This window comes from Coleofasciculus sp. C1-SOL-03, assembly GCF_040220555.1.
GTDB lineage: Bacteria > Cyanobacteriota > Cyanobacteriia > Cyanobacteriales > Coleofasciculaceae > Coleofasciculus.
The window spans coordinates 104,947-126,533 of the sequence record NZ_JAVJUO010000194.1; the positions used below are offsets into that span (position 1 = coordinate 104,947).

The following is a 21,587-nucleotide window of genomic DNA, read 5'->3' on the forward strand; positions in this document are numbered from 1 at the left end:
ACGCACCTGAGAACGGTGCGTTACGGCGCAAAAGCCCAAATTATTCGTGATGTTAATCCCAGTAAGCGCCTAACGCACCCTACGAAAATTCGAGACGTTGAAGTCACCGATTAGAGGAAACCGTTGCTACTGATGGTTCCTGAATTTGAGGAACCGAGAATTCTTGGGCATAAATCTGGGGCTTGTCTTGGGCAACTTGGAAATAGGCTTCCCGTAGCTGCGTGTTAATCGCTACTGTCTTGGCATCATAAAGCTGGGTGGCGAGTTTGGGATAGAATCCAATACCTAGAATCAGCACTAAAAAGCAAGCCGCAATAAACACTTCCCGTGGTTGAGCATCGGTGTAGACGGCATTAGCGGGTAACACACAATCTGTGCCAAAACAAACCGCGCCTTCTTCCTCCTTATTCTCGAAGTTAGCATTATCAATTTCACAGGCTGGGGCAACACCAGCACCGTAAAACACTTGTCTGAGTAGGGAGAGGAGATAGATAGGTGTGAGAATCAATCCCAACGCGGAGAGGAAAACTGTTACTGTGCGGAAGGTTGAACTATAAATATCGCTAGTGGTTACGCCGACAAAGACAGAGAGTTCACTAACAAACCCACTCATTCCCGGCAGGGCGACGGATGCCATCGCAGCAGCAGTAAACAGGGCAAATACTTTGGGCATAACCTGACCAATCCCCCCCATATTATTTAAGGCTAAGGTGTGGGTGCGATCGTAGGTAACTCCAGCTAGGAAGAATAGCACAGCGGCAATTAAACCGTGGGAAATCATTTGCAACATTGCCCCACTGATCCCTAAGTCGGTGAATGAGGCGATTCCGAGAAGGACAAACCCCATGTGAGACACGGAGGAAAAGGCAAGACGCCGCTTCATATTCGGCTGGGCAAAGGAGTTGAGTCCACCATAGATAATATTGATCACCCCTAGCATCGCCAGAATTGGGGCAAAGTAAACGTGAGCATCAGAAAGTATCTCTAAATTCAGGCGAATTAATCCATATCCGCCCATTTTCAGGAGTACCCCAGCTAAAATCATTGATACAGGCGCAGAGGCTTCACCATGAGCATCAGGAAGCCAGGTGTGCAAGGGGAAAACCGCTAATTTAACCCCAAAGGCAATTAATAATCCAGCATACAGCAGCAGTTCTAATCCCAAGGGGTAATCCTTGATGCCGAGTTCCACCATATCAAAGCTGATTGTCCCCTCGCCATAGAGTGCCATGGCTAACCCAGCAACCAGAATAAATATAGAGGCGGCGGCAGTATAGAGTAAGAATTTGGTCGCGGCGTATTGACGCTTCTGTCCCCCCCAAATCGAGACGAGGAGATAAACGGGAACCAGTTCCAGTTCCCACATAATAAACAGAAGCAGAATGTCTTGGGCGATGAAGACGCCAATTTGTGCCGAATACAGCACCAGCATCAGAAAATAGAAGAGGCGAGGCTTGTGGTCAACTTGCCAAGCGGCGAAAATGGAGAGCGTTGTCACTAATCCAGCCAGAAGTACCAGGGGAAGTGACAGTCCATCCACAGACACTGCCCAACTGAGACCTAATTGAGGTATCCAGGTATACTTTTCGGTGAGTTGGAATGTGGTAAGGCTGGCGTCGTAATTCTGCCAAAAGGTGTACACCATCAACAGAAAATCCGCGATCGCCACACCCAGGGCATACCAACGCACGGTCTTACCCTGCTTATCGGGCAGTAAGGGAATGGCAAGAGAGGCAACGAGTGGTAATAGGACGATCGCACTCAGCCAGGGAAATGAATCGGCTATCATAAACGATGAGAAAAAATACTTAGTTAACAGATGATGTTATTTTACTAAGCTTTGTAACATTTTTCTCATAAATATTTATCTTGGATCACTATAGGGTATCCCCGTAAAGGATGTAGACCACCGTTTTCATAGTTTTGGGGCGGGGAGAGAGAGAATCTACATTGGGTAATCACAGCATGTCCCACAACCACCATCACCATCACCATCACGAATCCTTCAACTACAATCGTGCTTTTGCCATTGGTTTAATTCTCAATGGCGGGTTTGTCGTAGTTGAAGCCTTTTCGGGTATCTTCTACAATTCCCTAGCGTTACTGGCGGATGCAGGTCACAATCTCAGTGATGTCTTGGGCTTGGTTCTGGCTTGGGGGGCGAGTATGTTGTCCCAACGTTCTCCAACTAAGCGCTATACCTACGGCTTCCGTCGTTCCTCGATTTTGGCGGCTCTTTTAAATGCTACCCTTGTCCTCGTGGCGATGGGTGCGGTGGCGTGGGAAGCGGTTGGTAAATTTATTGAGCCTCAATCTGTACCCGGTGGTATTGTGATTGGCGTTGCCTTGGTTGGGGTGGTGATTAATACCATTACCGCACTTTTGTTCATCTCAGGTCGTAAACAGGATATGAACATTCGCGGTGCATTTCTGCACATGGCGGCGGATGCGCTGGTTTCTGTGGGGGTAGTGCTGGCGGGTATTGCGATCGCGGTGACGGGGTGGCTATGGTTTGACCCGGCTGTCAGTTTAATTATTGTGGCGGTTGTGGTGGTGAATACTTGGCAACTGTTTCGGGAGTCGCTGAATTTAGCCCTAGATGCGGTTCCGGAAGGGATTGAACCCGTTGCTATTCGCACGTATCTAACGGAACTTCCGGAGGTGACTCAAGTCCATGACCTGCATATCTGGGCGATGAGTACGACAGAAATAGCGTTAACGGCTCATCTGGTGATACCCAAAGGGTATCCGGGTGATGCTTTTTTGATGAGGGTATCCCAGCATCTGCATGACCAGTTTGGCATTGAACATCCGACGATCCAAATCGAAACGGGTGATCCGAGTCAACCCTGCACTCTGGCTCCAGATAATCGGGTTTGAATTTTGTCAGGGAACAGGGAACAGGGAATAGGCAATAGGCAATAGGCAATAGGTAATAGGTAATAGGCAATAGGTAAGGTAGAGTGTTGAGTTAACTTCCCCATCTCCCCCATCTTCCCCAGCTTCCAGACGTGCCATGGCACGTCTCTACATCGCTTCCCCTGCTCCCTCTTACCACAACACTTATTCAGCAACCTCTATTATTAGGTAGGGTCAGTGGTGCAAGATATGAACGACTATCCGCTTGTTTTAGGATTGGCTGCACTCCCCGCTTTGAGTAATTTTATTGGTGGACTCTTGGCAGAAGTCTTACCTGTGTCACAGCGGACGCTGGGGTTAGCGTTGCATGTTGTCATTGGTGTGCTGCTGGCTGTTTTATCGTTGGAGTTGATGCCCAGAGCGATCGCGGTACAACCCGTTTGGGTGCCGATTCTGGCTTTTATCGCAGGTGGGGGGTTCTTCATCCTGACGCATCAAGGGATCGAATGGCTGCAACATCGACGCGATCGCGATCGCACTCAGGGTAATAGTCAAGCCTGGATTATTTTCCTCAGTCTCTCTATCCATCTGTTCAGTGGCGGATTGATGATTGGTAGTAGTGCTACAATTGCCCGTAACCTAAGCTTACTCCTCGCATTAGCCAGGGTGGTGGCTCATCTTCCCCAAGGATTTGCTGCGATCGCGGAATTTAGACAGCACAAATTGCCACGCCGTATCCGTTTACGATTATCCTTATCTTTCTTTCTGCCTATTTTAGTAGGAGCAAGCCTTGGCTATTGGTTGTTGCGCGGGCAATCGGAATTATGGAAGTTAGGCGTACTGGCATTTACCACGGGAACCTTGATGACTTCGGTGGTAGAGGAAATCATTCCGGAAGCCCATGAAAACCAAGACACGCCGTTATCGAATCTACTGTTTGTGGTTAGTTTTGCTCTATTTGCGTGGTTCTCGACTTATATAAAATGATTGGGTAGGTTTTGACTCTTCACGACCTTTGAGAACATGGTTGGTAGGGGCGCAAGGCTTGCGCCCTCAGCCCTGTACCCATGAAATGAGAAACACTACAGGGGCGGGTTTAGTCACGTTAACGGTTTGTTGCCATACGTTATCTGTAAAACCCGCCCCTACTGTTTACTTTGAGACATTCAATCTCAGGATTTGCCCAATCTGCTGCCATTTTTAGGAAATCGGGATGATCATTGGCACAGTTTAGGCGAATATAGGTGACATCCGGATACTTGTCACGTACAGACTCAATGGCTTCTTCTACATCGAGAATCGTTTCATAGTTATCTGTCGCCCAGCCAATGGGTTTAAAAATAATCGCCTTTGCACCCAGTTCGATGAGATTTTTTGCGGCTTGTTCTAAGGTGGGTTCTGTCCATTTCAGGAAAGGAGTTTCATGGTTAATCCAACCAATCGACATCAGTGGATAGTGGTTAACCAGTTGCGATCGCACTTGTTCATAGAGTTCTTGACCATCTTCTTATTAAAATAAAATTGAGTAATTAACAAATTAACAAAATTGTCCAAGATGCATCATCGCTCTATTGGCAGATATGTTGGCGAGATAAATTTTTGGGGATACAGCACTTTCCGCTCTTATGGGATACGTTTGATCCCCCTCGCATCCCCCATGGAACAAAAAGCGAAGTAATCCCGTTTTTGCCCTTGGCGATTAGAAATCGCAGCTACACAAACATAGGCGAAGCCTTCCCGAAGGGTAGTCCGCCTGCGCGGACTGGAGTATAAAGGAGATAGTAAACTATGGCAAGATTAATGATCACGTTTAGACAAGGATGCGCTGTTGGCTAGAGCGTCGGTCAAGTATTATGAGAAACCGGGTTTCTCGTGAGGATGACAACGAAATATTAAGTTTTCACCCAAAGAAACCCAGTTTCTTGACCGATGTCCTAGGGCTGAGAGCCAATTCCGTCACAAAGACTGCGATCGCGTTCCTCAAGATTAGCGTTATTCTGGAGATAATCCCGTAGGCGATCGCAACTACGCTCGATGAGCTGATTTGGCTGCAAAAGAGTCACATCCCACAGAATCAGGGTCTTATCATTAATTGCCGAGGCAATGAGTTCATTCTTAGATGTGAATCTCACCTGCCAATCAAAATCCCTGGGTCCCGACAGGGTATGGAGTAACTCACCGTCTCGATTCCAGAGTCTGACGGTTTTGTCTTTACTCATGGTGGCAATTTTCTGACCCTTTGGGCTAAACACGACTTCGCTAACTTCATCGGTATGACCTTCTAAGGTTTCTAGCAACTCGCCTTTTCGATTCCAAAGTCTGACCGTCTTGTCTTTACCCACTGTGGCAATAATCTGACTATCTGGGCTGAACGCTACTCCGTTAACTTCACCGCTATGTCCGTTTAGGATTGCCAGTGACTCGCCGTCTCGATTCCACAGTATGCCCTCGTCGTCCCAACTTGCCGTAGCAATCATCTGACTGTCTGGGCTGAACGCTATTCCCTGAACCTGATCACGATGCCCTTTCAAGGTTGTCACTGAAGTGCCATCGAGTGTCCAGAGTTTGACGGTTCTATCCTTATTCGCCGTGGCGAGGATCTGGTTATCAGGGCTAAAAGCTAGGCTGTTAATATCGTCAGTCTGCCCGAATAGAGTTGCTAGAAGAGTGCCGTCAGCCTGCCAAATTTTTACAGTATTGTCCCAACTCGCCGTGGCAATAAGTGTACCATCTGGGCTGAAAATAACGTTGTAGACTCCTGAGTGATGCCCTTCTAGGGTGTTTATCAGAGTGCCGTCAGTCTTCCAGAGATTGACTGTGCTGTCTTCACTTGCTGTAGCAATCTTCTTACCATCTGAACTGAAATCTATACTATGGATCTCCTGAGAATGGTTTTTAAGTATTCTTTTATTTAAGCTTTTATTTCGCTTCCAGAGTTTGACTGTGTTGTCTTGACTAGCAGAGGCAATCATCTGACCATCAGGGCTAAAGTCTACGCCAAAAACACCGTCAGTATGCCCTTCCAGGGTTTCGAGTAAAGTGCCATCCTTACTCCAGATGTTAATCGTCTTATCCCAACTGGTCGTTGCAATTCTCTTGCCATCGGGACTGAAATCAACTCGGATTACCCGATCCGTATGACCGTTGAGCGTATGCTGTAATGTACCATCAGTGTTCCAGAGTTTAGCTGTATTATCTCGACTCACAGAGGCAATCATTTTACCATCGGGGCTAAATGCAACTCCGAAAACGCGATTACTATGGCTATTGTCTTCTTTTAAGGTTTCGTCTTTTAGGGTGCGGAATGATTTTTCATTCGTAGTTTTCCAGAGTTTGACAGTCCCATCCCAACTCGCTGAGGCAATTATCTCACCATTTGGGCTAAATGCTATTCCGTCAATCACATCTTCATGTCCTGTCAAAGTTTTGAGCAATTTGCCATTTTCAGTGTTCCAGAGTTTGATTGTTTTATCCCCACTTGCCGTGGCAATGAGCTTGCCATCCGGGCTAAAAGCTACGCCAAAAACTCCATCACTATGTCCTTTCAAGGTATGTACTAGGTTTATGTCTAACTTATTGCCTATCTTTCTATCTATTTTCCAGATTTTGGCTGTTTTGTCGAAACTTGCCGTAGCAATCATTTGACCATCAGGACTGAAAGCTAAGTTATTGATTTTATCCCCTTCATCTTGATTTTCTTCTAAGGTATGAATAAACTTGCCATCAGGTTGCCAAAATTTCACCGTATTGTCAAAACTTGCCGTGGCAATGATCTCGTCAACCGGGCTAAAAGCAACTTGAAGAACCGCATCCTTGTGACCTTCGATACTGTTAGATTCTTGATACTCTTTAAATCCAAAGACTACTCGATATAGCATTTGTTCAAATTTCGGATTTATTTCTGTTTTTGAGCCACCTAATTTTTGCAGTTTTTTTCCTGAACTTAATGTTTTTTTGATTGCATCTAATTCTTGATTAGATGCAAAAAGTTTTTCCGATTCAGCAAGGTTTTTTTCAAGGTTACTTGTGATTTCATCTTGTCTTAGTCGCCATACCATTGGTGTAGCGAAAACTATAAACATGAAACCAGTCACTGTTACAGTTTGTAAAATTCGTAGTTGTTGCCGTAAAAGTTTATCAAGTTGCAATTGAGTCTGTTGGAGTTTTTCTAAAGAATCATCTCCAATTTTTTGGCGAATAAAAGCAACCAGATAATCATGAATTAACTGATAATGATTATCTGGGACACTTTGCCAAAGAAAGACTAAACCTGATTCTTTAAGAATTTGTAAGACAACTTTAAGTGTTTTGTCTAATCTCAAATCATTGCTTTTTGATTTTGTCGTCAAATCTAGAGTAAATATATATCTCCAGAAATTATTTCTCAATCCTTCTAAAAGTTTAGATTTCCGTGAAATTTCTAGTAGTTCTAGAATCTCTTTTTTCAAGTCATCATGAGTTTTCAAAGGACGAGTTTTATTCTCATCCGTCAGTAAAAACAAAACTAACCAGGCAATCTCTTCATTCTCGCTACCACAGTCTCGCACAACAGATTCCAAGTAACGTTGGACTAATTTTTGTTTAGCTTGAGAGCCAAGCTGCTTATAGTTTGCCAGAGTAGTAATTCCTTCGGCTTGCAATTGTGCGCCAACAATCTGTAATTCAATTGGACGGACTTCTCCCTGATTTTTGGAAAGTTCGCGTACTATTTCATTAATCAAAGCTGACTCCAAAGAAAATGCCGAATTTTCAGTTAAACTTTGGATTACATTTTTGGTATCTTCTGGGGATAAATTTCCTAATGTATAGAGACAAGTTTTGCCGAGAACGTCTTTGTTGACAATTGCCATTGTTTTGAGACGATTACAAGGCAGTAAATAATGGATAAAATCTTCTCGTATTGACAGAATGACTTTAACAAAACTCATCCTTAAGCATTCAGCTATAAACTCAAAGAAGATTTGCCGTTGGTTCCGTTCAGTGCTAGCAAAGAAAAACTCTTCAAACTGGTCAAAAATTAAAACCGTAAATAAATTATCCTCTTCATTGCGTTGTAACGCCTCAAGCAAAGTCACAGGGGAATCCGGTAGATTCGGTAAGCTTATTCCTCGTTGATCAAGTGCCTTTGCCAGGGATAGACCCAACTCCCGACACCAGTCGGTGTAAACTCGTAGGAGAACGGGCAAACTATCGCGAATACCGATACTGCGACGATTGAGTTCAGGAATTAAACCCGCATTCACCAGAGAACTTTTACCGACACCGGAAGGTCCACAAATCACCGTCAGTTGGTGCTGATTATTACCCATGCGGGCAATCAAATGCTTAACATCCCGTTCTCTTCCTGAAGCAATAATCTCTGGGGCAATTGTTTTTTGCAATCTGGTAACTCCAGATTTCGGCTGTCGCTGGGGTTGTAAATTTCCGGCACCAATAAATGCCCGAAAACCAAACTGTTGCTCGATTGAGCGTTGATATTGTTTAACTTCAAATGCCTGAAGATAATCCTGTTGCTCAAAATACAGCGATCGCAATTCCTCAAGAATCTGAATGTAAAGCTGCGGATTGTCCTCTGGATCACCATTTTTTGCCGCTTCTAGTGTCTCAAACGCCTCCTGAATCTGCCCTACTTGTCGTAAGCTTTGCGCTAATACCAGCAGATGTAACCCCCGATATTGCTGTTGTTCACTGGGAAGACGATTGACAATTTCCAGGGCTTTTTCCGCCAGTTCCTTTGCCTCAGTCGGGTTAGATGGCTTCTGGTTGAGTGCGACTTCTGCCAAAAAGCTGTAATCTTGAGCCAATTCTACGCTCATCCCATACCTTTTGTGTAGTGGCTGAAATTGATGTGCCAGCTTCTGTAATTCGTGCCAATCCTTAAGTTGTCGCAGTACCTTGCCCAATTCGTTGCTAAACTTAGCCACTAAATCCTGCCGCTGTGCCTGTTTAAACCGTTCCAGACATTGTTGTAAATAAGGCAGAGATTCTTCACAGAAAAAGCAGTTGTCTGAGCGACACAGTTTTCCGGTGCGGGAATAACACAAGCCAATGTGGAACAGTAGCACTCCTTGCCGTTCTAATAAGCAGGGGGTAGGATTATCCTGAGTTGTAGGCTCCCAAAAATCTAGACTGTTTTTGTAATAGGTTAATGCTTGTTCCAGTTGACCAACCAAAAACGCATCTCGCCCCTGCACAAATTGCCAGCAGGCTTCGAGTTCTGGTGTCAATGGCAGATTATAGCGCTTCAAATCTGCGATCGCACATTTAATTTCTGAGAGATAGCGCCAGCCAAAGATGGCTTCATTGGAGAGGAAGCGATTCGCCCCTGCATTTAAAACCGCTTTAAAGAGTTGCCTCACTCGCTTGTGGAGAATGTCTTGCAACTCTTGCGGCGTAATCATCAATTCAGTCAGGGTTCCCCAATTTTTTAAATCAGGGGCAATCCGTGTCAGTTGCTGGGAAATGGAATCATTAATCCATATCAATACTGGGAAGGGGCAATGCTGGCGAAACTCCTCTCGCACTGAATTCATTGAACTCAGGAGTTGCTTAATCTCCCGCACTGACTCTATGCCTAAAACCATTAAAGCTGAAGGCTGTTCATGTCCTAATTGCTCACGAATTGTGGCGTAGAGCCTAGTTACTGAGGGTTCGAGGACAATTGTTCGCATCTCTGGGTAACGTTGGCGTAATCGCCGCACCATCTGCTGCTGTAATAGTGCATAGTTACAGTGAACCCAAATTAGGGAAAATTCCCCTTCAGACATGGAAATTGCCCAAGCCAAATCTTCTAACGACTGTTCGCTAGGGGAAAGCTTTTTCCGAGAGGAGTAAGATTCCATCATGACTTTAATTCCTTTGCCTCTGCCAAAATTGGATTAATATCAAACCAATACCCATCGTCATCCCGATACTCATAGACAAACAAGCTGCGGATTAGAGTTTTATAGTCTTGAGCGCCTGCCACCTTTTTATGTTGGGAAACTTGGCGCAATAATTGCCACTCGGTATCACTAACAGCTAAAACCGCATCATTGCGATGTTCTCGAATTACATCTTCTAGACAGTCGCGACAAATGGGTAATCCTTTTTGTTTTTTGATCGAGTCATTTAATAGCCGCAGTAAATTCCGCACATGACCGCCACTAATTTGACACAAACGATCTAATGTTGCAGGATGATCAAAAACCTCGGTGATCCAATTGAGACGCTCTTGCTCATTCAAATCAGGAAAGGCTCTTGCCAGTACCATTTGTCGCAGTCGTTTCATTCCCTCCGCACATTCTGTTCCATCCCGCGATCGCACTGGGATCATCGGTAGCACTTGGGGATTGACCAAAAATCGCTCCACTAGGGTACCAAAGTCCTTGGAGAACCGTAACGCTAAGGGCATAGTATAAATAACATGACAGTTAAGTTGACGTAACTGTTGCCCCCGGTCTACAAATAAATATTCTTGTTGCGGTCGTCCGAAGGGTTTTGGAGTATTACTGATGCGGTCAAGATTATCGACGATTACCACCAGTCCCTTTTTACCCTTGGCTCTCAGTTGTTCCTGTCCCGGTTCTAATAATTCGGAGTTAATTGCTTCTAAAATTCCCTTGGTTTGCGGTTCCAGATAGCTTCTTAACTTATTCCGTAACTCAGGAGACGCCTTTGCTTTGGCGGAAATTTTACCAATTAAAGGTGCAATCAGAGAGAGTCCTTCCTCAGAGGAGAGGCTGACTTTGCCAATTCCAGGAATACCAACATCAACAGAGAACTCTTCTTCGATTTTTCCTGCCATCTTACCCACTCCCAGTAGTGAGGCTTCGGCAGATAATTCAATCTCTGTTTGCAACAGCTTACTGACTTGCTTTAGCCTCGTCTTGAGATTGGTTGATTCTTCAAGTTTCAGGGTATCGAGACTATTACTCACCTGACGAGCGATGGCTAGCAAAATATCGCTAATATCGACATCCTCAAACTCTAGGTCTTGATCAGAGACAAAGTAAACGACATGAAACCCGCGATATTCCAACTCTGCCTTCAGGCGTAACAATTCCGTAGACTTGCCACAACCAATATGTCCAGTGAATAGCTGACAGGTTGGTGTATCCGGTGACCATAAGGTGATATTTTCACGTAACTCTTCGATCACCTGACCCCCACGCACAACAGAAAAATCAATGTAATACTTATAGTCTGTTTCTGCGTTGTTCAAAAACAAGGTTTTGCCGGGATTCGTTGCTTGAAAAAAACTCCGTAAATCCAGCTTCATGACAATATTAATTCAATTGTATGGAGGCATGTCAGTGTAGTTGTAATACACTGAAATACCACTTTGGAATTTAGCACGGCTTAGGTAGGATGTGCAAACATTTTTATGAAACTATAATTTTCCTTAAAAAATATTGGGCTTGTTGTTATCGTTAGTGTGGTGACAAGAAGCTTACAACAGCGTAAGGTAAATCATTTCGTCCTTTATCTGAGGACAGGACGGATGAGGGAAAAATGAGTTTCTAATTCATCTTTCTTAAAACAAATATAGCCCTTGCCCGACTTGGCGAGTTTGCGTTTGGTCTGATCTACATCGGCTTTAACTCGTTCATACCTTGTCAGTAAGTAAGCCCAAACACCTGATCCAGTCGTCTTTAGACGACTTAAGCTTTTAGCCAGTGGTTTAAACCACTGGCTGGTTAACTGCCTTTTGCCTTATCTGTCCCGACAACCGGCTAAAATTACACGCCCATGGGGAAGGTTTCGGGGGCTTCACCTCGATCCCATTGAGGCGTGCGCTCTAAGGGTTCAACGGCGCGAGTCTCGTCAAAATGGATAATCGCATCAAACTGTTCCGGTAATCGCGCCTGGAAATAATGGCTGACACGCTCGGTTTGGGGCAGATAAATCACACCGATCGCACGTTCTAAGCGGCGCTTGTGTAACCCTTGCACGGCGGGGTTTTGCTCCCGTAAGTTCAGCCAAAAGTTCGGCTGTCCGGTCTGATGAAACAAGGCTTCATAACTTTCCGATAACGCTCGACGTACTTGCTTGCGTTCCGCTGATGCACCCCAGTTGGATGCAGCAGTAACGGTTCCGGTGTAGGTACTAAAGCCAATCAGGAAGGCATCGTCCTGGTATTGCTGACGCACCAGTTGACCAACATTCAGTTCCCCAGCCGCGCCCATATCGGTGGCTCTAGCGTCGCCGAGGTGGGAGTTATGTTCCCAAACCACAACCTTCGTGGGTTGACCCTGTTGCTCAAAGTGAGTCACCAATTGGTTCAGGGTTTCCGCCATGTGGCGATCGCGTAAATTCCAGGAGGAAATTCGACCCCGAAACATGGAACGATAGTATTCTTCGGCGTTCTTAATCAGTCTGGCATTCTGTTCGGCATAGAAGAATTCATCTTCGGGAATACGCCCATCTCGTTGGGCATAATCCGCCGCACGGCGTCGTAATTCCACCAGTTGATCGACCACCTCATCTTCACAGGGTTGATTCATGCCAATGCTGGTTGCATATCCGTAGGTTTGGGTATCTTCACCAAAGTGATCGAAGCAGGAGTAACGATAACGCGCATGGGCGGCTGCTTCTGGATCAATGGTCTCCAGATACTTGAGAACAGCTTCAATTGAGGTATAGAGGCTGTAGAGATCTAAGCCATAAAACCCGGCTTTTGTCGCATCCTGCGGTAAAGCATCATTGTACTCTCGCAGCCAGCCGATAAAATTTAATACATCGGCATTACGCCACATCCAAGTGGGGAAACGTTGGAAATCGGCTAGGGCGTCGATAGTATCGGGGTCATCACTAACACCTCGAACGTAGCGATTAATCCGATAAGCATCGGGCCAATCGGCTTCCACGGCGACAGCCGTGAATCCCTTCTCTTGGATCAGCCGTTTGGTGATTTCTGCCCGTTGTTGATAAAATTCGTGGGTGCCGTGGGAGGCTTCACCGATGAGGACAAAACGAGCATCCCCGATCTGATCGAGTAGGGCATCATAGTCTGATGATGTCCCGGAAATAGGATGTGCGGCTTGACGCACAGCATCGGTCAGTTTAGTTTTTGTAGGCATGGTAATCTTATAATCTATAACGTCTTAACGTCTGATAATTTGGCGGGTTTTGTTGTTCTGTTATTGGTGAGACAGGGTGGATTTTGTTGTTCTGTTATTGGTGAGACAGGGCGGGTTTTGTGGTTCTGTTATTGGTGAGACAGGGCGGGTTTTGTGGTTCTGTTATTGGTGAGACAGGGCGGGTTTTGTTGTTCCGTTATTGGTGAGACAGGGTGGATTTTGTTGTTCCGTTATTGGTGAGACAGGGCGGGTTTTGTTGTTCTGTTATTGGTGAGACAGGGCGGGTTTTGTTGTTCTGTTATTGGTGAGACAGGGTGGATTTTGTTGTTCTGTTATTGGTGAGACAGGGCGGGTTTTGTTGTTCCGTTATTGGTGAGACAGGGTGGATTTTGTTGTTCCGTTATTGGTGAGACAGGGCGGGTTTTGTTGTTCCGTTATTGGTGAGACAGGGCGGGTTTTGTTGTTCCGTTATTGGTGGATATTTGAATTGAGTCCCTAAACCCGCCCCTACAATTGTCCCTAAACCCTTACAAATGACAAACGACAAATGACGATCCCTTTAATTGTCCCCACCTACTTAAGCTTTAGCCGGTTGTTGACTGGCTGCACGCTCCATCAAGTCGCGCACTTCTTGGTCAGTGGTTTGGTCAAATTTGTTGTACCACAGACCTACCGCGTAGAACGGTTGGGGTGTTTCAGTACAGATAATTTCGTCTACCTCTACTTTAAATTCCTGGCAGGTTTCGGGGGCGGCAACGGGGACAGCGGCAATGATTTTCTTGGGATCGTACTGTCGCAAGGCAACGGCAGCAGCGTGCATCGATGCCCCTGTGGCTAACCCGTCATCCACCAACAGTACGGTGCGATCGCGCAACTCTAGAGGCGGAAGATCCCCTCGGTAAGCCTTTTCCCGCCGTTCTAATTCTTGTTGCTCTTTTGCTGCCACTTTGTCAATCGCTTGCTCGGATACACCCAGCGATCGCACCACGTCTTTGTTTAAAATGCGCGTACCACCACTGGCGATCGCGCCCATGGCTAATTCTTCATGACCCGGTGCGCCTAATTTACGAACCAGCCACACATCTAGAGGCGCATCGAGTCCTCGAGCCACTTCATACGCTACAGGTACACCCCCACGGGGTAATCCCAAAACAATCACATCCGGGCGGTTGGCATACTCTTTTAGGTCGCTGGCGAGTCTTTGACCTGCTTCTTGTCTATTTTTGAACAGCATAATTATCCTAAATTGTCAACAAATTTTAGACCACTAATTCAGTCAGGTGAGAACGGTGGCGTTTTGCCTGAACATCCTCTAGGTATCAGCACCCAATTTCGCCTGATACAGTTGAGCCAGACGCTGTTCTTGCTGACTACTGTCTTTCTCGATTTGAGTTAAAATTTCAGCACTGGCGGGGTCAGTGAGTTTACTACCCAGGCTGTAAGCATCTACCACTGCTGTTTGCAAATCGCCCAACGCCTGCCGCATCAGGGCTAATTCGTCGCTGGATTGCTCCCCCTGCTGGGGTTCGGTATCCGTTGGCATTCCAAACGTGTCCCAATAGTCGGGTTCAACCAGCTTATTTAAACGCTGCTTGAGCATCTGGACATGATCCCGTTTCGAGGCACAGACTTGCTTAAACAGCGATCGCGTCTCCTGTTCCGAAGTCCTCTGGGCGTAACTCTCAAACGCTTTCAGCGTGTTTTGTTCGTCACGCAGCGCCACGCCGAGTCCTTTGACAATCTCCCCTTTATTCAATCCATTCCACTGTTGCCCATAGTGCCACCATTCAATGGCAGGGTTATCGGGGTGGGGTATATCCGCGCCATGACCTAAGTGAGTCAGGATGGCGGCGGTGAAGATCGGCAAATCGCTGGGTTTGCGGGAGGTGATCAGATTGTCATCAATGACGACAGGTTTATCAATATACGTCGCCCCGGCATTTTCCAGATCCTTACGAATCGCCCGAAACCCTGTCACCTGTTTACCCTGGAGCAAATCCGCTTCAATTAACAATTGCGGACCATGGCAAACGGCAGCAATTAATTTATTTTCTGCCATGGCATCCTTGATAAATAGCACGGTATTCCGGTTAACCCGCATCTTGTCAGGTGCCTTCCCACCAGGGATAATCACGGCATCAAAATCCTGGGCGCGGGATTCAGAGGTGGTGCCATCGGGTTTAACCATAACTTTACCTCGCTTGCCTTTGTACTCATCCTTGAGGCAAGACCCCAGTATCACCACATCCTCCCCGGCGGTACGCAGGGCAGTTACCGGGACTTGAAACTCCATATCCTCGAACTGTTGTTCGATTAAAACAGCGATTCGTTTGGAGGGAGTGGAGGAGGTTACAGTCATGATTAAAAAGGCTCCAAGGCAGAGGGTTCTCAGGCTGCACTTGTTTAGGGTATCTGCTGTTTCGTCTATTCTTAACAGGTGCAAGATGGCAGTAAATCCTGAATAGACGGCTTAATTATTGGTTTAAGCTTCTATTAGATTAGATCGCTAGATACCAGAAATTCGTCAACCTACAGATAGATACCTGAACAACCCAAAACTTTAGCTAATTTCCTTCGCAAGATCCATGTCATTTAAGGGGAGTTCTATTGGCTGTTGCGATCGCGGCTTGATCGGAATCTCGATCAGGAAGGTTGTCCCTTCCCCTGGGGTGGACACACAAGAGAGTTGTCCTTGGTGTTTCTCGACGATAATTTGGTAGCTAATGGATAAACCCAAACCTGTACCACTGCCCACTTGTTTAGTCTTGACTTCTCCCCCGGTTAAACTTGCCCTCGAACGAAGTGAAGGGACGCGGGGGATTCTAAAAAGATTGACATCCGCTTCTCGACATTCTGGTGCCAAGAAGTCGGTAAACGAACGTCCCAGCATTTCATCGGGAAAGTAGCCATAAACATTTCGCACAATTGGATTGACAAAGGTGTAATTTCCATGGCAATCAACTGACCAAATTAAGTCTTGTGAGGCTTCAACTAGATGGCGATATTTTTTCTCACTATCACTCAGGGCAATTTCTGCCTGCTGGCGTTCCTGAATCTCTTGTTGCAGTTGGATATTTTGTTGGATAAGTTGCTGTTGTAACCGTTTTAGGCGCAATTGACTTTCAAGGCGTGCTAACACTTCTTGCACTTGAAAGGGTTTCGTAATATAGTCTACCCCACCCACTTCAAAGGCTTTGACCTTATCCAAGGTTTCATTTAACCCACTTAAAAAAATGACCGGAATGTTTTGGGTTTTTGCCGAGGCTTTCAACTGTTGACATACTTGATAGCCATCCATATCTGGCATGACAATATCCAGTAAAATTAAATCCGGCGGATTGTTCGCTACTGATTTCAGCGCCAGTTGTCCATTGGGAATAATCCTGATTTTATACCCTTGCTGGGTTAACATTTCCGTTAATAAGTGCAAGTTATCAGGGATATCGTCAATTACTAAAATTGTCCCTTTGTATGGAGAACGTGACTCAATCGTCATTATCTTCGTCAGGAGGTGGTTGGGTCAAGGCTAATAGGTAATCAAACTTAAATTCATGAGTTAAAGTGGAGAGATCATTGGCTAAGGATTCATGGCGATCGCGAATTTGCTCAATTAGGATCAACATTACATCAAAATCGCCTTCAATGGTGGCTCGATGGAGCGATTTTCGCCAATCCCTGGGTAAATCAGCCAGATCCTTTGGCGTTAAGGTAATCGTCACCGGCGATTCGGAAACCGGAGGTAGCATATCAGACAGTTCAAAATCAACCTCATCGTCCGCTAGATGAGTGGATTGGCTTTTGGCTAATTCCAACAGGTTTTCCAACAGTTCCAGCAAATGTTTTCCAGCACTGTAAATTATACCGACATTTTTTTTCTCTTCAACCGAGAGACATTCGGAACGGCGCAGGAGTTGAGAAAAGCCGAGAACGGCGTGCAGAGGGGTTCTAAATTCATGGTTTAAATTGGCTAAGAAGGCACGTTTAATTTGGTTAGCGGCGGCGGCTTCATCTTTGGCGTGTTGCAGTTCTTTCTCTAACTGCTTATAGAGGCGGATTTCTTGCTGCAATTGTTCATTGGCTTGGCTTAACTCCTGGGTTCGTTCATCTACTTGTTGCCGCAATATTTCAATGGTAGTATACATTTCTAGGGGATTAAGCGCTTCCAGGATGGTCGTTTGGGTAATCAGTCCGGCTAATCGTTTGGCTTCATCGACCACTACTAAACGGCGAACTTTATGGCGTTTCATCATTTCATTTGCCAGCATCATCGAGTCATTAACGTAAATTGGCAAAATCGGGTGACTCATTACCGTTTCGGCGGTCGTGGTGGCAAAGTCTACGCCCAGTTTTTGGAACTGAATAATGTCCCGTTCGGTAACAATTCCAATCGGAACAATATCAGTCGTGTTTGATGTTTCCGTAATCACAATACAGCTTTTATGGTGCGTCACCATCTGTTGCGTAATATCGAGTAGAGACGCCGTGGCAGAATTCTGAATCACTTGGGTATTCATGACTTCACCCACTCGTTTGAATCTCAATAAGTCTGTCGGGTGAATCACCTCTCGAATAGTTTGAGGTGTAATCACGCCAATCATTTGACCCCTTTCATCGATGACTGGCAAGTGACGAATATTATGCTGGCGCAATAGGTAAAGAATCGAAAAAATGCTGTCCTGTTGATCCGTGGAAATGGTAATCGGATCAGGCGTCATCACCGATTCAATGGTTAAACTGTCTAACGCCATCTGTTGGGCGGCAATGCGGACAACATCCCGTTCCGTGAAAATACCAATCAACTGGTTTTCTTGGATGACTAAAGCATAACTACTCTGACGTTGATGAAGCTGATCCATAACCTCCGTTACCCGCATTTGCGGAGTCACTCTTAGAGGCTGGCGATCAAGGGCTGGGGATTGGGATAATGCTTGCAAGAGGGGACTACGAGATGACATGGTTTTGTAGTTTGCTTTTTAGGTAACCTGATAGTTCTGGAAATTATAATCTATTTTTAGGTCTATAATAGAGTAGGGCTAATGCCCCGTTGATTTATTAATAAGTAGGTAGGGACAATAAAAGTTAACGGTGGAGAATTCACTCCCGAAAAGAAGCCAGCTACGTCATTCGTCATTGGTGAGGGATTGACTTGCCCAAGGTTCGGTGGCATCCAGTAATTGTTCAAACTGGAAATTATGAGCCAAATGGGTTAGGGTATTGGCTAAGGTTTGATTCTGATCTTGGATTTGTTCAATTAAGCTTAACATTTCCTCAAAATCTCCATCCAGGGTAGCTTGGTGAAACGATGATAGCCAATCTGTCGGTAGGATAGCCACATCATCAGAGATTAAGCGAATTGTCTCCGTTGGCATGGGAGTTTCTTCGGGTTTGTCACAGATAAACCTGACTCCCAGATGGTGGCGTATGGCAGCAAATAAATCCGAGTCGTGAAACGGTTTAGTGATGAAATCCGTGCAGCCCACCTCTAAGGCTGTTAACCGTTCTGCTTCTATTACACTAGCACTTAAAGCAATAATTATCGGCGATGTAGAACCATAGCCTGCTACGTCTCTACCCTGGCGAATCTGTTGAGTCACCCGTTACTATCTCGTAGTGGGGTCAAATTAGTAATCCACCAGGTTTCTCAAATCCCTACGGTTGCCTGTTCCCTGACGAATGACGTAGCTTGCTTCTCAAGGGCAGTGAGTATGACAAATGACAAATGACAAATAACCCTTATTTGCTTTTTTTATCGAGTCCCATTTTTCGGGCAACATCATGGTAAGTTTTCAAAGCTTTAGCTCCCGCATTACCCGACTGCTTCCCAGACTCGGATTTTGAGGACTGTTCTGAATCTCCGGTCGCTTTTTTCAGGGCTTCGGTATGAGCAATTCCTTGTTTTGCCCGATCAGCTTCAGTCAGTTGAACCGCATGCTTATCCGGAACAATGTTTGAGCCAAACTTACTGGCATAAACCTGGGTAAATTCTGCCCCGATAAACAGAATTTGGGCTGAATAGTAAACCCAAGCCAGAAAAATCACTAATGAACCCGCAGCGCCATAAGTTGAGCCAAAACTTCCTCGCCCTAAATACATACCAATTAAAGACTTGCCAATCGTGAAAAGTAGGGCAGTAATACTCGCACCAATCCAGACATCTCCCCAGCTAATTTTCACATCCGGGAGAAACTTGTACATCATCGCAAAGAGCAGCGTAATTACGCCTAGAGACAGTACCCAGTTTAACAGTGACCAGAGAAAATCGACACCAAAAAGTAAATCACTAGCATAATTACTCAACGCCGATAATGCCGCACTGACAATTAGAGACACTAAGAGTAAAAAGCCAATCCCCAGCACAACCGAAAAGGACAATAACCGTTTCTGTAAAAAACCTTTAACCGGTCGTCCAGGTTTCGGTTGTACTCCCCAAACGGTATTCAAAGCATCTTGCAGTTGAGCGAAGACTCCCGATGCACCAAACAGCAGCACAATAATACTGATAATTGAGGCAATACTGCTAACATTTGGTCGATTCGCATTTTGAATCGCCGTTTCAATCACCTTAGCCCCCTCAGTACCCACCAAACCTTGAATTTGCTCGACAATCTCCCCTCGTGCGGCTTCCGGACCAAAAATCGAACCCGCGATCGCGATCGCGATAATCAACAACGGTGCTAGGGAAAACACCGTGTAATAGGCTAAGGCGGCGGCTAACCGTGACGCTTTATCCTCTTGCCATTCTTGAATCGTTTCCTTGAGCAGTTCTCCAATAACCTTAAATTTCATCACCAATAACTCCGCGAGGGATTTCTATTATCACATTTCAATCATCAATTATTAATCTTTATAAAATCTTAAGGATATAAGCGCAACCCCCCAAAGTTAGAAATTTAGACCTATACTAGATTGCATTCTGCTTACCTTTGGCAATCTCCAATGATCCGGCTCAACCATGGATTTTAGTCAAGAATTACTGAATAAACTGGACTCAATCGTCAACAACTGGGTGGAAGCGGTTCGCCAAGATGGGGAACTTGAGAGTACCCGTGAACTTACCTATAAGGCGGTACTGGATGGTTTACCCTCGGTGCTGCGAGCCATCGCCAAAATCCTTTCTGACTGTGAAAATGGCGCACATCAAACAATTGTCGAGAAAAGTTTAGAACATGGGGTAATCCGAGCTAAACAAGGCTACGATCCCACCGAAGTCGCGCGAGAATATCGAATTCTGCGCCAGATTATCTTTGCTCATTTAGAACCGGATCTCTTGCGAGGATCGAGCGCTCAAGTTTTGCAAGCCACCCGGATCATTGATATGGCACTGGATGAAGTGATTGGTCGTTGTTTCAACAGTTATACAGAAGAACGATTGCAGGAGTTAGAAAAACTGCAAAGTCAAGTCAACCTCACCAATCACGAACTCACCCGCTTAGTAGACACTCATCGAGATAATTTATCCCATTTAGCCCATGATTTGAAAAATCCGCTACAGTCAATTCTAATATCGTCTGATCTATTTCTACGTCAACACAATACCCAAGACACATTTGTCAGTCTGGATCACATTGAGCGGGTACTCAGAAATGGGCGACAAATTTTACACTTAATCAACGATGCTTTAGAAGTCTCTCGTCATGAGGCGGGACAGGTAACATTGCAGCCAGAGGTCATTGATGTCTGCGCGTTGATCGGCAATGTGGTCGATACGTTAACGCCCTCAGCTAGTGAAAAAGACCTAACAATAACGGTAGATTACGAACTAGCGCCGAAGCAAGTTACGACTGATCCCTTGCGACTCGAACAGATTATCACCAATTTGGTCAGTAATGCCATTCGTTACACGGAAACGGGAAGCATTACCATCACCTGCCAGGTTGAGTGTAATAATCAAAATGAGCAATTTAATCATTTTGTGATCGCGATTACCGATACCGGGATTGGTATTGCTCCAGAAGACCAAGCTAAAATTTTTGACCCTTATTTTCGCGGTGGTTCTCATACTAAACGCTTACCCGATAGTACCGGATTGGGGCTGGCAATTGTGGGGCGGTTGGTGCAACTTTTGCAAGGGGAAATAGAGGTTGACTCTCAGATTAATGTGGGTTCTACCTTTAAGGTAATTTTACCTGTAATCCTCTAAGTTCCCTGATTCAATGAGAGTCTGAATACATTTCAAAGCGATGTTTAAGTTGATTAGCCCCAAGGGTAACAATTAACGCTGCAACTGCCAACAACACGGCTCCCATTTGCATCCCCGAACCATCCGTCAAAATTGCCAACCCTGCTAAAACAATCGCCACGCATACACCCAATTGTTCCACCCGCTGCGAGATCTGATAGGCTCGGTTACAAGAGTGACAAAGTTCAGTATGCAAAAATAACGGCTTCACTGACATTGTATTCAACTGAGCTTCAGGTTTATTGTCCATGCCTTTCGAGGTTAAATACCCGCGATAATAGGGCAAAGACGCCCCAACCCGATCCAGCCATTTACTAAAACGAATTGTTACTTGGCGTGTGGATGAATATTATACAAGAATATTACACAACAATTAAACTAACGTGAACGGTGAAGAACTCGCTGCCCTTGAACAGCAAGCTACGTCATTTGTGATAATTGAACGGTTAGGTCGGGGCGGGTGTAGGGTGCGTTAGCGTAGCGTAACG

At 45.5% G+C, this 21,587-nt stretch carries 16 protein-coding genes; 3 read left to right on the top strand and 13 right to left on the bottom strand.

Annotation, left to right across the window (positions count from 1 at the left end):
- Positions 1 to 103 precede the first annotated feature (103 nt).
- Entirely contained in the window at positions 104 to 1,789 is a 1,686-nt protein-coding gene (locus RIE73_RS29835; RefSeq protein WP_446404619.1) for an NAD(P)H-quinone oxidoreductase subunit 4, read from the bottom strand.
- Positions 1,790 to 1,965: 176 nt separating this feature from the next.
- On the opposite strand from RIE73_RS29835, the gene RIE73_RS29840 reads away from it, so the two are divergent.
- Positions 1,966 to 2,880 carry a cation diffusion facilitator family transporter gene (locus tag RIE73_RS29840; RefSeq protein ID WP_446404620.1) on the top strand — a complete coding sequence of 305 codons (915 nt, stop codon included), beginning with the start codon at positions 1,966 to 1,968 and terminating at the stop codon, positions 2,878 to 2,880.
- Between the two features lie 6 nt (positions 2,881 to 2,886).
- Here RIE73_RS29840 and RIE73_RS29845 read toward each other — a convergent pair whose 3' ends face one another.
- A complete protein-coding gene (locus tag RIE73_RS29845) occupies positions 2,887 to 3,018 on the bottom strand; it encodes a hypothetical protein (RefSeq protein ID WP_446404621.1) in 132 nt (43 codons plus the stop codon).
- Positions 3,019 to 3,108: 90 nt separating this feature from the next.
- Between RIE73_RS29845 and RIE73_RS29850 the strand changes: the two genes are divergently transcribed.
- Positions 3,109 to 3,846 (top strand): ZIP family metal transporter, encoded by a 738-nt coding sequence (locus tag RIE73_RS29850; RefSeq protein ID WP_446404622.1) that lies wholly within the window; start codon positions 3,109 to 3,111, stop codon positions 3,844 to 3,846.
- Positions 3,847 to 3,985: 139 nt separating this feature from the next.
- Here the strand turns inward: RIE73_RS29850 and RIE73_RS29855 are convergent, their stop codons facing one another.
- From RIE73_RS29855 to RIE73_RS29900, 10 genes are all read right to left on the bottom strand, one after another.
- Positions 3,986 to 4,339, bottom strand: a complete 354-nt coding sequence (locus tag RIE73_RS29855; RefSeq protein ID WP_446404623.1) for a ferrochelatase — start codon at positions 4,337 to 4,339, stop codon at positions 3,986 to 3,988.
- Positions 4,340 to 4,793: 454 nt separating this feature from the next.
- Positions 4,794 to 9,704 carry a WD40 domain-containing protein gene (locus RIE73_RS29860; protein WP_446404624.1) on the bottom strand — a complete coding sequence of 1,637 codons (4,911 nt, stop codon included), beginning with the start codon at positions 9,702 to 9,704 and terminating at the stop codon, positions 4,794 to 4,796.
- A complete protein-coding gene (locus tag RIE73_RS29865) occupies positions 9,701 to 11,119 on the bottom strand; it encodes an ATP-binding protein (protein WP_446404625.1) in 1,419 nt (472 codons plus the stop codon). Before RIE73_RS29865 ends, RIE73_RS29860 begins: the two co-directional genes overlap by 4 nt.
- 460 nt (positions 11,120 to 11,579) lie before the next feature.
- On the bottom strand, positions 11,580 to 12,920 hold the full coding sequence (locus RIE73_RS29870; RefSeq protein WP_446404626.1) for an erythromycin esterase family protein: 1,341 nt from the start codon (positions 12,918 to 12,920) through the stop codon (positions 11,580 to 11,582).
- 577 nt (positions 12,921 to 13,497) lie between these two features.
- Entirely contained in the window at positions 13,498 to 14,154 is a 657-nt protein-coding gene (locus tag RIE73_RS29875; protein WP_446404627.1) for a phosphoribosyltransferase, read from the bottom strand.
- Between the two features lie 78 nt (positions 14,155 to 14,232).
- Positions 14,233 to 15,279 (bottom strand): DJ-1/PfpI/YhbO family deglycase/protease, encoded by a 1,047-nt coding sequence (locus tag RIE73_RS29880; RefSeq protein WP_446404628.1) that lies wholly within the window; start codon positions 15,277 to 15,279, stop codon positions 14,233 to 14,235.
- A 201-nt stretch (positions 15,280 to 15,480) separates the two neighbouring features.
- Positions 15,481 to 16,416: a response regulator gene (locus RIE73_RS29885; protein ID WP_446404629.1), complete on the bottom strand. Its 936-nt coding sequence runs from the start codon at positions 16,414 to 16,416 to the stop codon at positions 15,481 to 15,483.
- Positions 16,406 to 17,875 carry a CBS domain-containing protein gene (locus RIE73_RS29890; RefSeq protein WP_446404630.1) on the bottom strand — a complete coding sequence of 490 codons (1,470 nt, stop codon included), beginning with the start codon at positions 17,873 to 17,875 and terminating at the stop codon, positions 16,406 to 16,408. The genes RIE73_RS29885 and RIE73_RS29890 overlap by 11 nt, the downstream gene beginning before the upstream one ends.
- Before the next feature lie 165 nt (positions 17,876 to 18,040).
- Complete coding sequence (locus RIE73_RS29895) at positions 18,041 to 18,514, bottom strand: hypothetical protein (protein ID WP_446404631.1); 474 nt, start codon at positions 18,512 to 18,514, stop codon at positions 18,041 to 18,043.
- Positions 18,515 to 18,653: 139 nt separating this feature from the next.
- Positions 18,654 to 19,706: a YihY/virulence factor BrkB family protein gene (locus RIE73_RS29900; protein ID WP_446404632.1), complete on the bottom strand. Its 1,053-nt coding sequence runs from the start codon at positions 19,704 to 19,706 to the stop codon at positions 18,654 to 18,656.
- Between the two features lie 166 nt (positions 19,707 to 19,872).
- Between RIE73_RS29900 and RIE73_RS29905 the strand changes: the two genes are divergently transcribed.
- Positions 19,873 to 21,060 (top strand): sensor histidine kinase, encoded by a 1,188-nt coding sequence (locus RIE73_RS29905; RefSeq protein ID WP_446404633.1) that lies wholly within the window; start codon positions 19,873 to 19,875, stop codon positions 21,058 to 21,060.
- A 10-nt stretch (positions 21,061 to 21,070) separates the two neighbouring features.
- Here RIE73_RS29905 and RIE73_RS29910 read toward each other — a convergent pair whose 3' ends face one another.
- Positions 21,071 to 21,349, bottom strand: coding sequence for a hypothetical protein (locus tag RIE73_RS29910; protein ID WP_446404634.1), 279 nt, complete (start codon positions 21,347 to 21,349; stop codon positions 21,071 to 21,073).
- Between the last annotated feature and the right edge of the window lie 238 nt (positions 21,350 to 21,587).

What these genes read in the sequence shown, in the direction of transcription:
- RIE73_RS29865 (WP_446404625.1), bottom strand. Translation starts at nt 11,119, where the DNA reads ATGAAGCTGGATTTACGGAGTTTTTTTCAAGCAACGAATCCCGGCAAA.
- RIE73_RS29880 (WP_446404628.1), bottom strand. Translation starts at nt 15,279, where the DNA reads ATGACTGTAACCTCCTCCACTCCCTCCAAACGAATCGCTGTTTTAATC.
- RIE73_RS29890 (WP_446404630.1), bottom strand. Translation starts at nt 17,875, where the DNA reads ATGTCATCTCGTAGTCCCCTCTTGCAAGCATTATCCCAATCCCCAGCC.
- RIE73_RS29910 (WP_446404634.1), bottom strand. Translation starts at nt 21,349, where the DNA reads ATGGACAATAAACCTGAAGCTCAGTTGAATACAATGTCAGTGAAGCCG.
- RIE73_RS29845 (WP_446404621.1), bottom strand. Translation starts at nt 3,018, where the DNA reads ATGGCACGTCTGGAAGCTGGGGAAGATGGGGGAGATGGGGAAGTTAAC.
- RIE73_RS29860 (WP_446404624.1), bottom strand. Translation starts at nt 9,704, where the DNA reads ATGATGGAATCTTACTCCTCTCGGAAAAAGCTTTCCCCTAGCGAACAG.
- RIE73_RS29900 (WP_446404632.1), bottom strand. Translation starts at nt 19,706, where the DNA reads ATGAAATTTAAGGTTATTGGAGAACTGCTCAAGGAAACGATTCAAGAA.
- RIE73_RS29870 (WP_446404626.1), bottom strand. Translation starts at nt 12,920, where the DNA reads ATGCCTACAAAAACTAAACTGACCGATGCTGTGCGTCAAGCCGCACAT.
- RIE73_RS29905 (WP_446404633.1), top strand. Translation starts at nt 19,873, where the DNA reads ATGGATTTTAGTCAAGAATTACTGAATAAACTGGACTCAATCGTCAAC.
- RIE73_RS29875 (WP_446404627.1), bottom strand. Translation starts at nt 14,154, where the DNA reads ATGCTGTTCAAAAATAGACAAGAAGCAGGTCAAAGACTCGCCAGCGAC.
- RIE73_RS29850 (WP_446404622.1), top strand. Translation starts at nt 3,109, where the DNA reads ATGAACGACTATCCGCTTGTTTTAGGATTGGCTGCACTCCCCGCTTTG.
- RIE73_RS29885 (WP_446404629.1), bottom strand. Translation starts at nt 16,416, where the DNA reads ATGACGATTGAGTCACGTTCTCCATACAAAGGGACAATTTTAGTAATT.
- RIE73_RS29835 (WP_446404619.1), bottom strand. Translation starts at nt 1,789, where the DNA reads ATGATAGCCGATTCATTTCCCTGGCTGAGTGCGATCGTCCTATTACCA.
- RIE73_RS29840 (WP_446404620.1), top strand. Translation starts at nt 1,966, where the DNA reads ATGTCCCACAACCACCATCACCATCACCATCACGAATCCTTCAACTAC.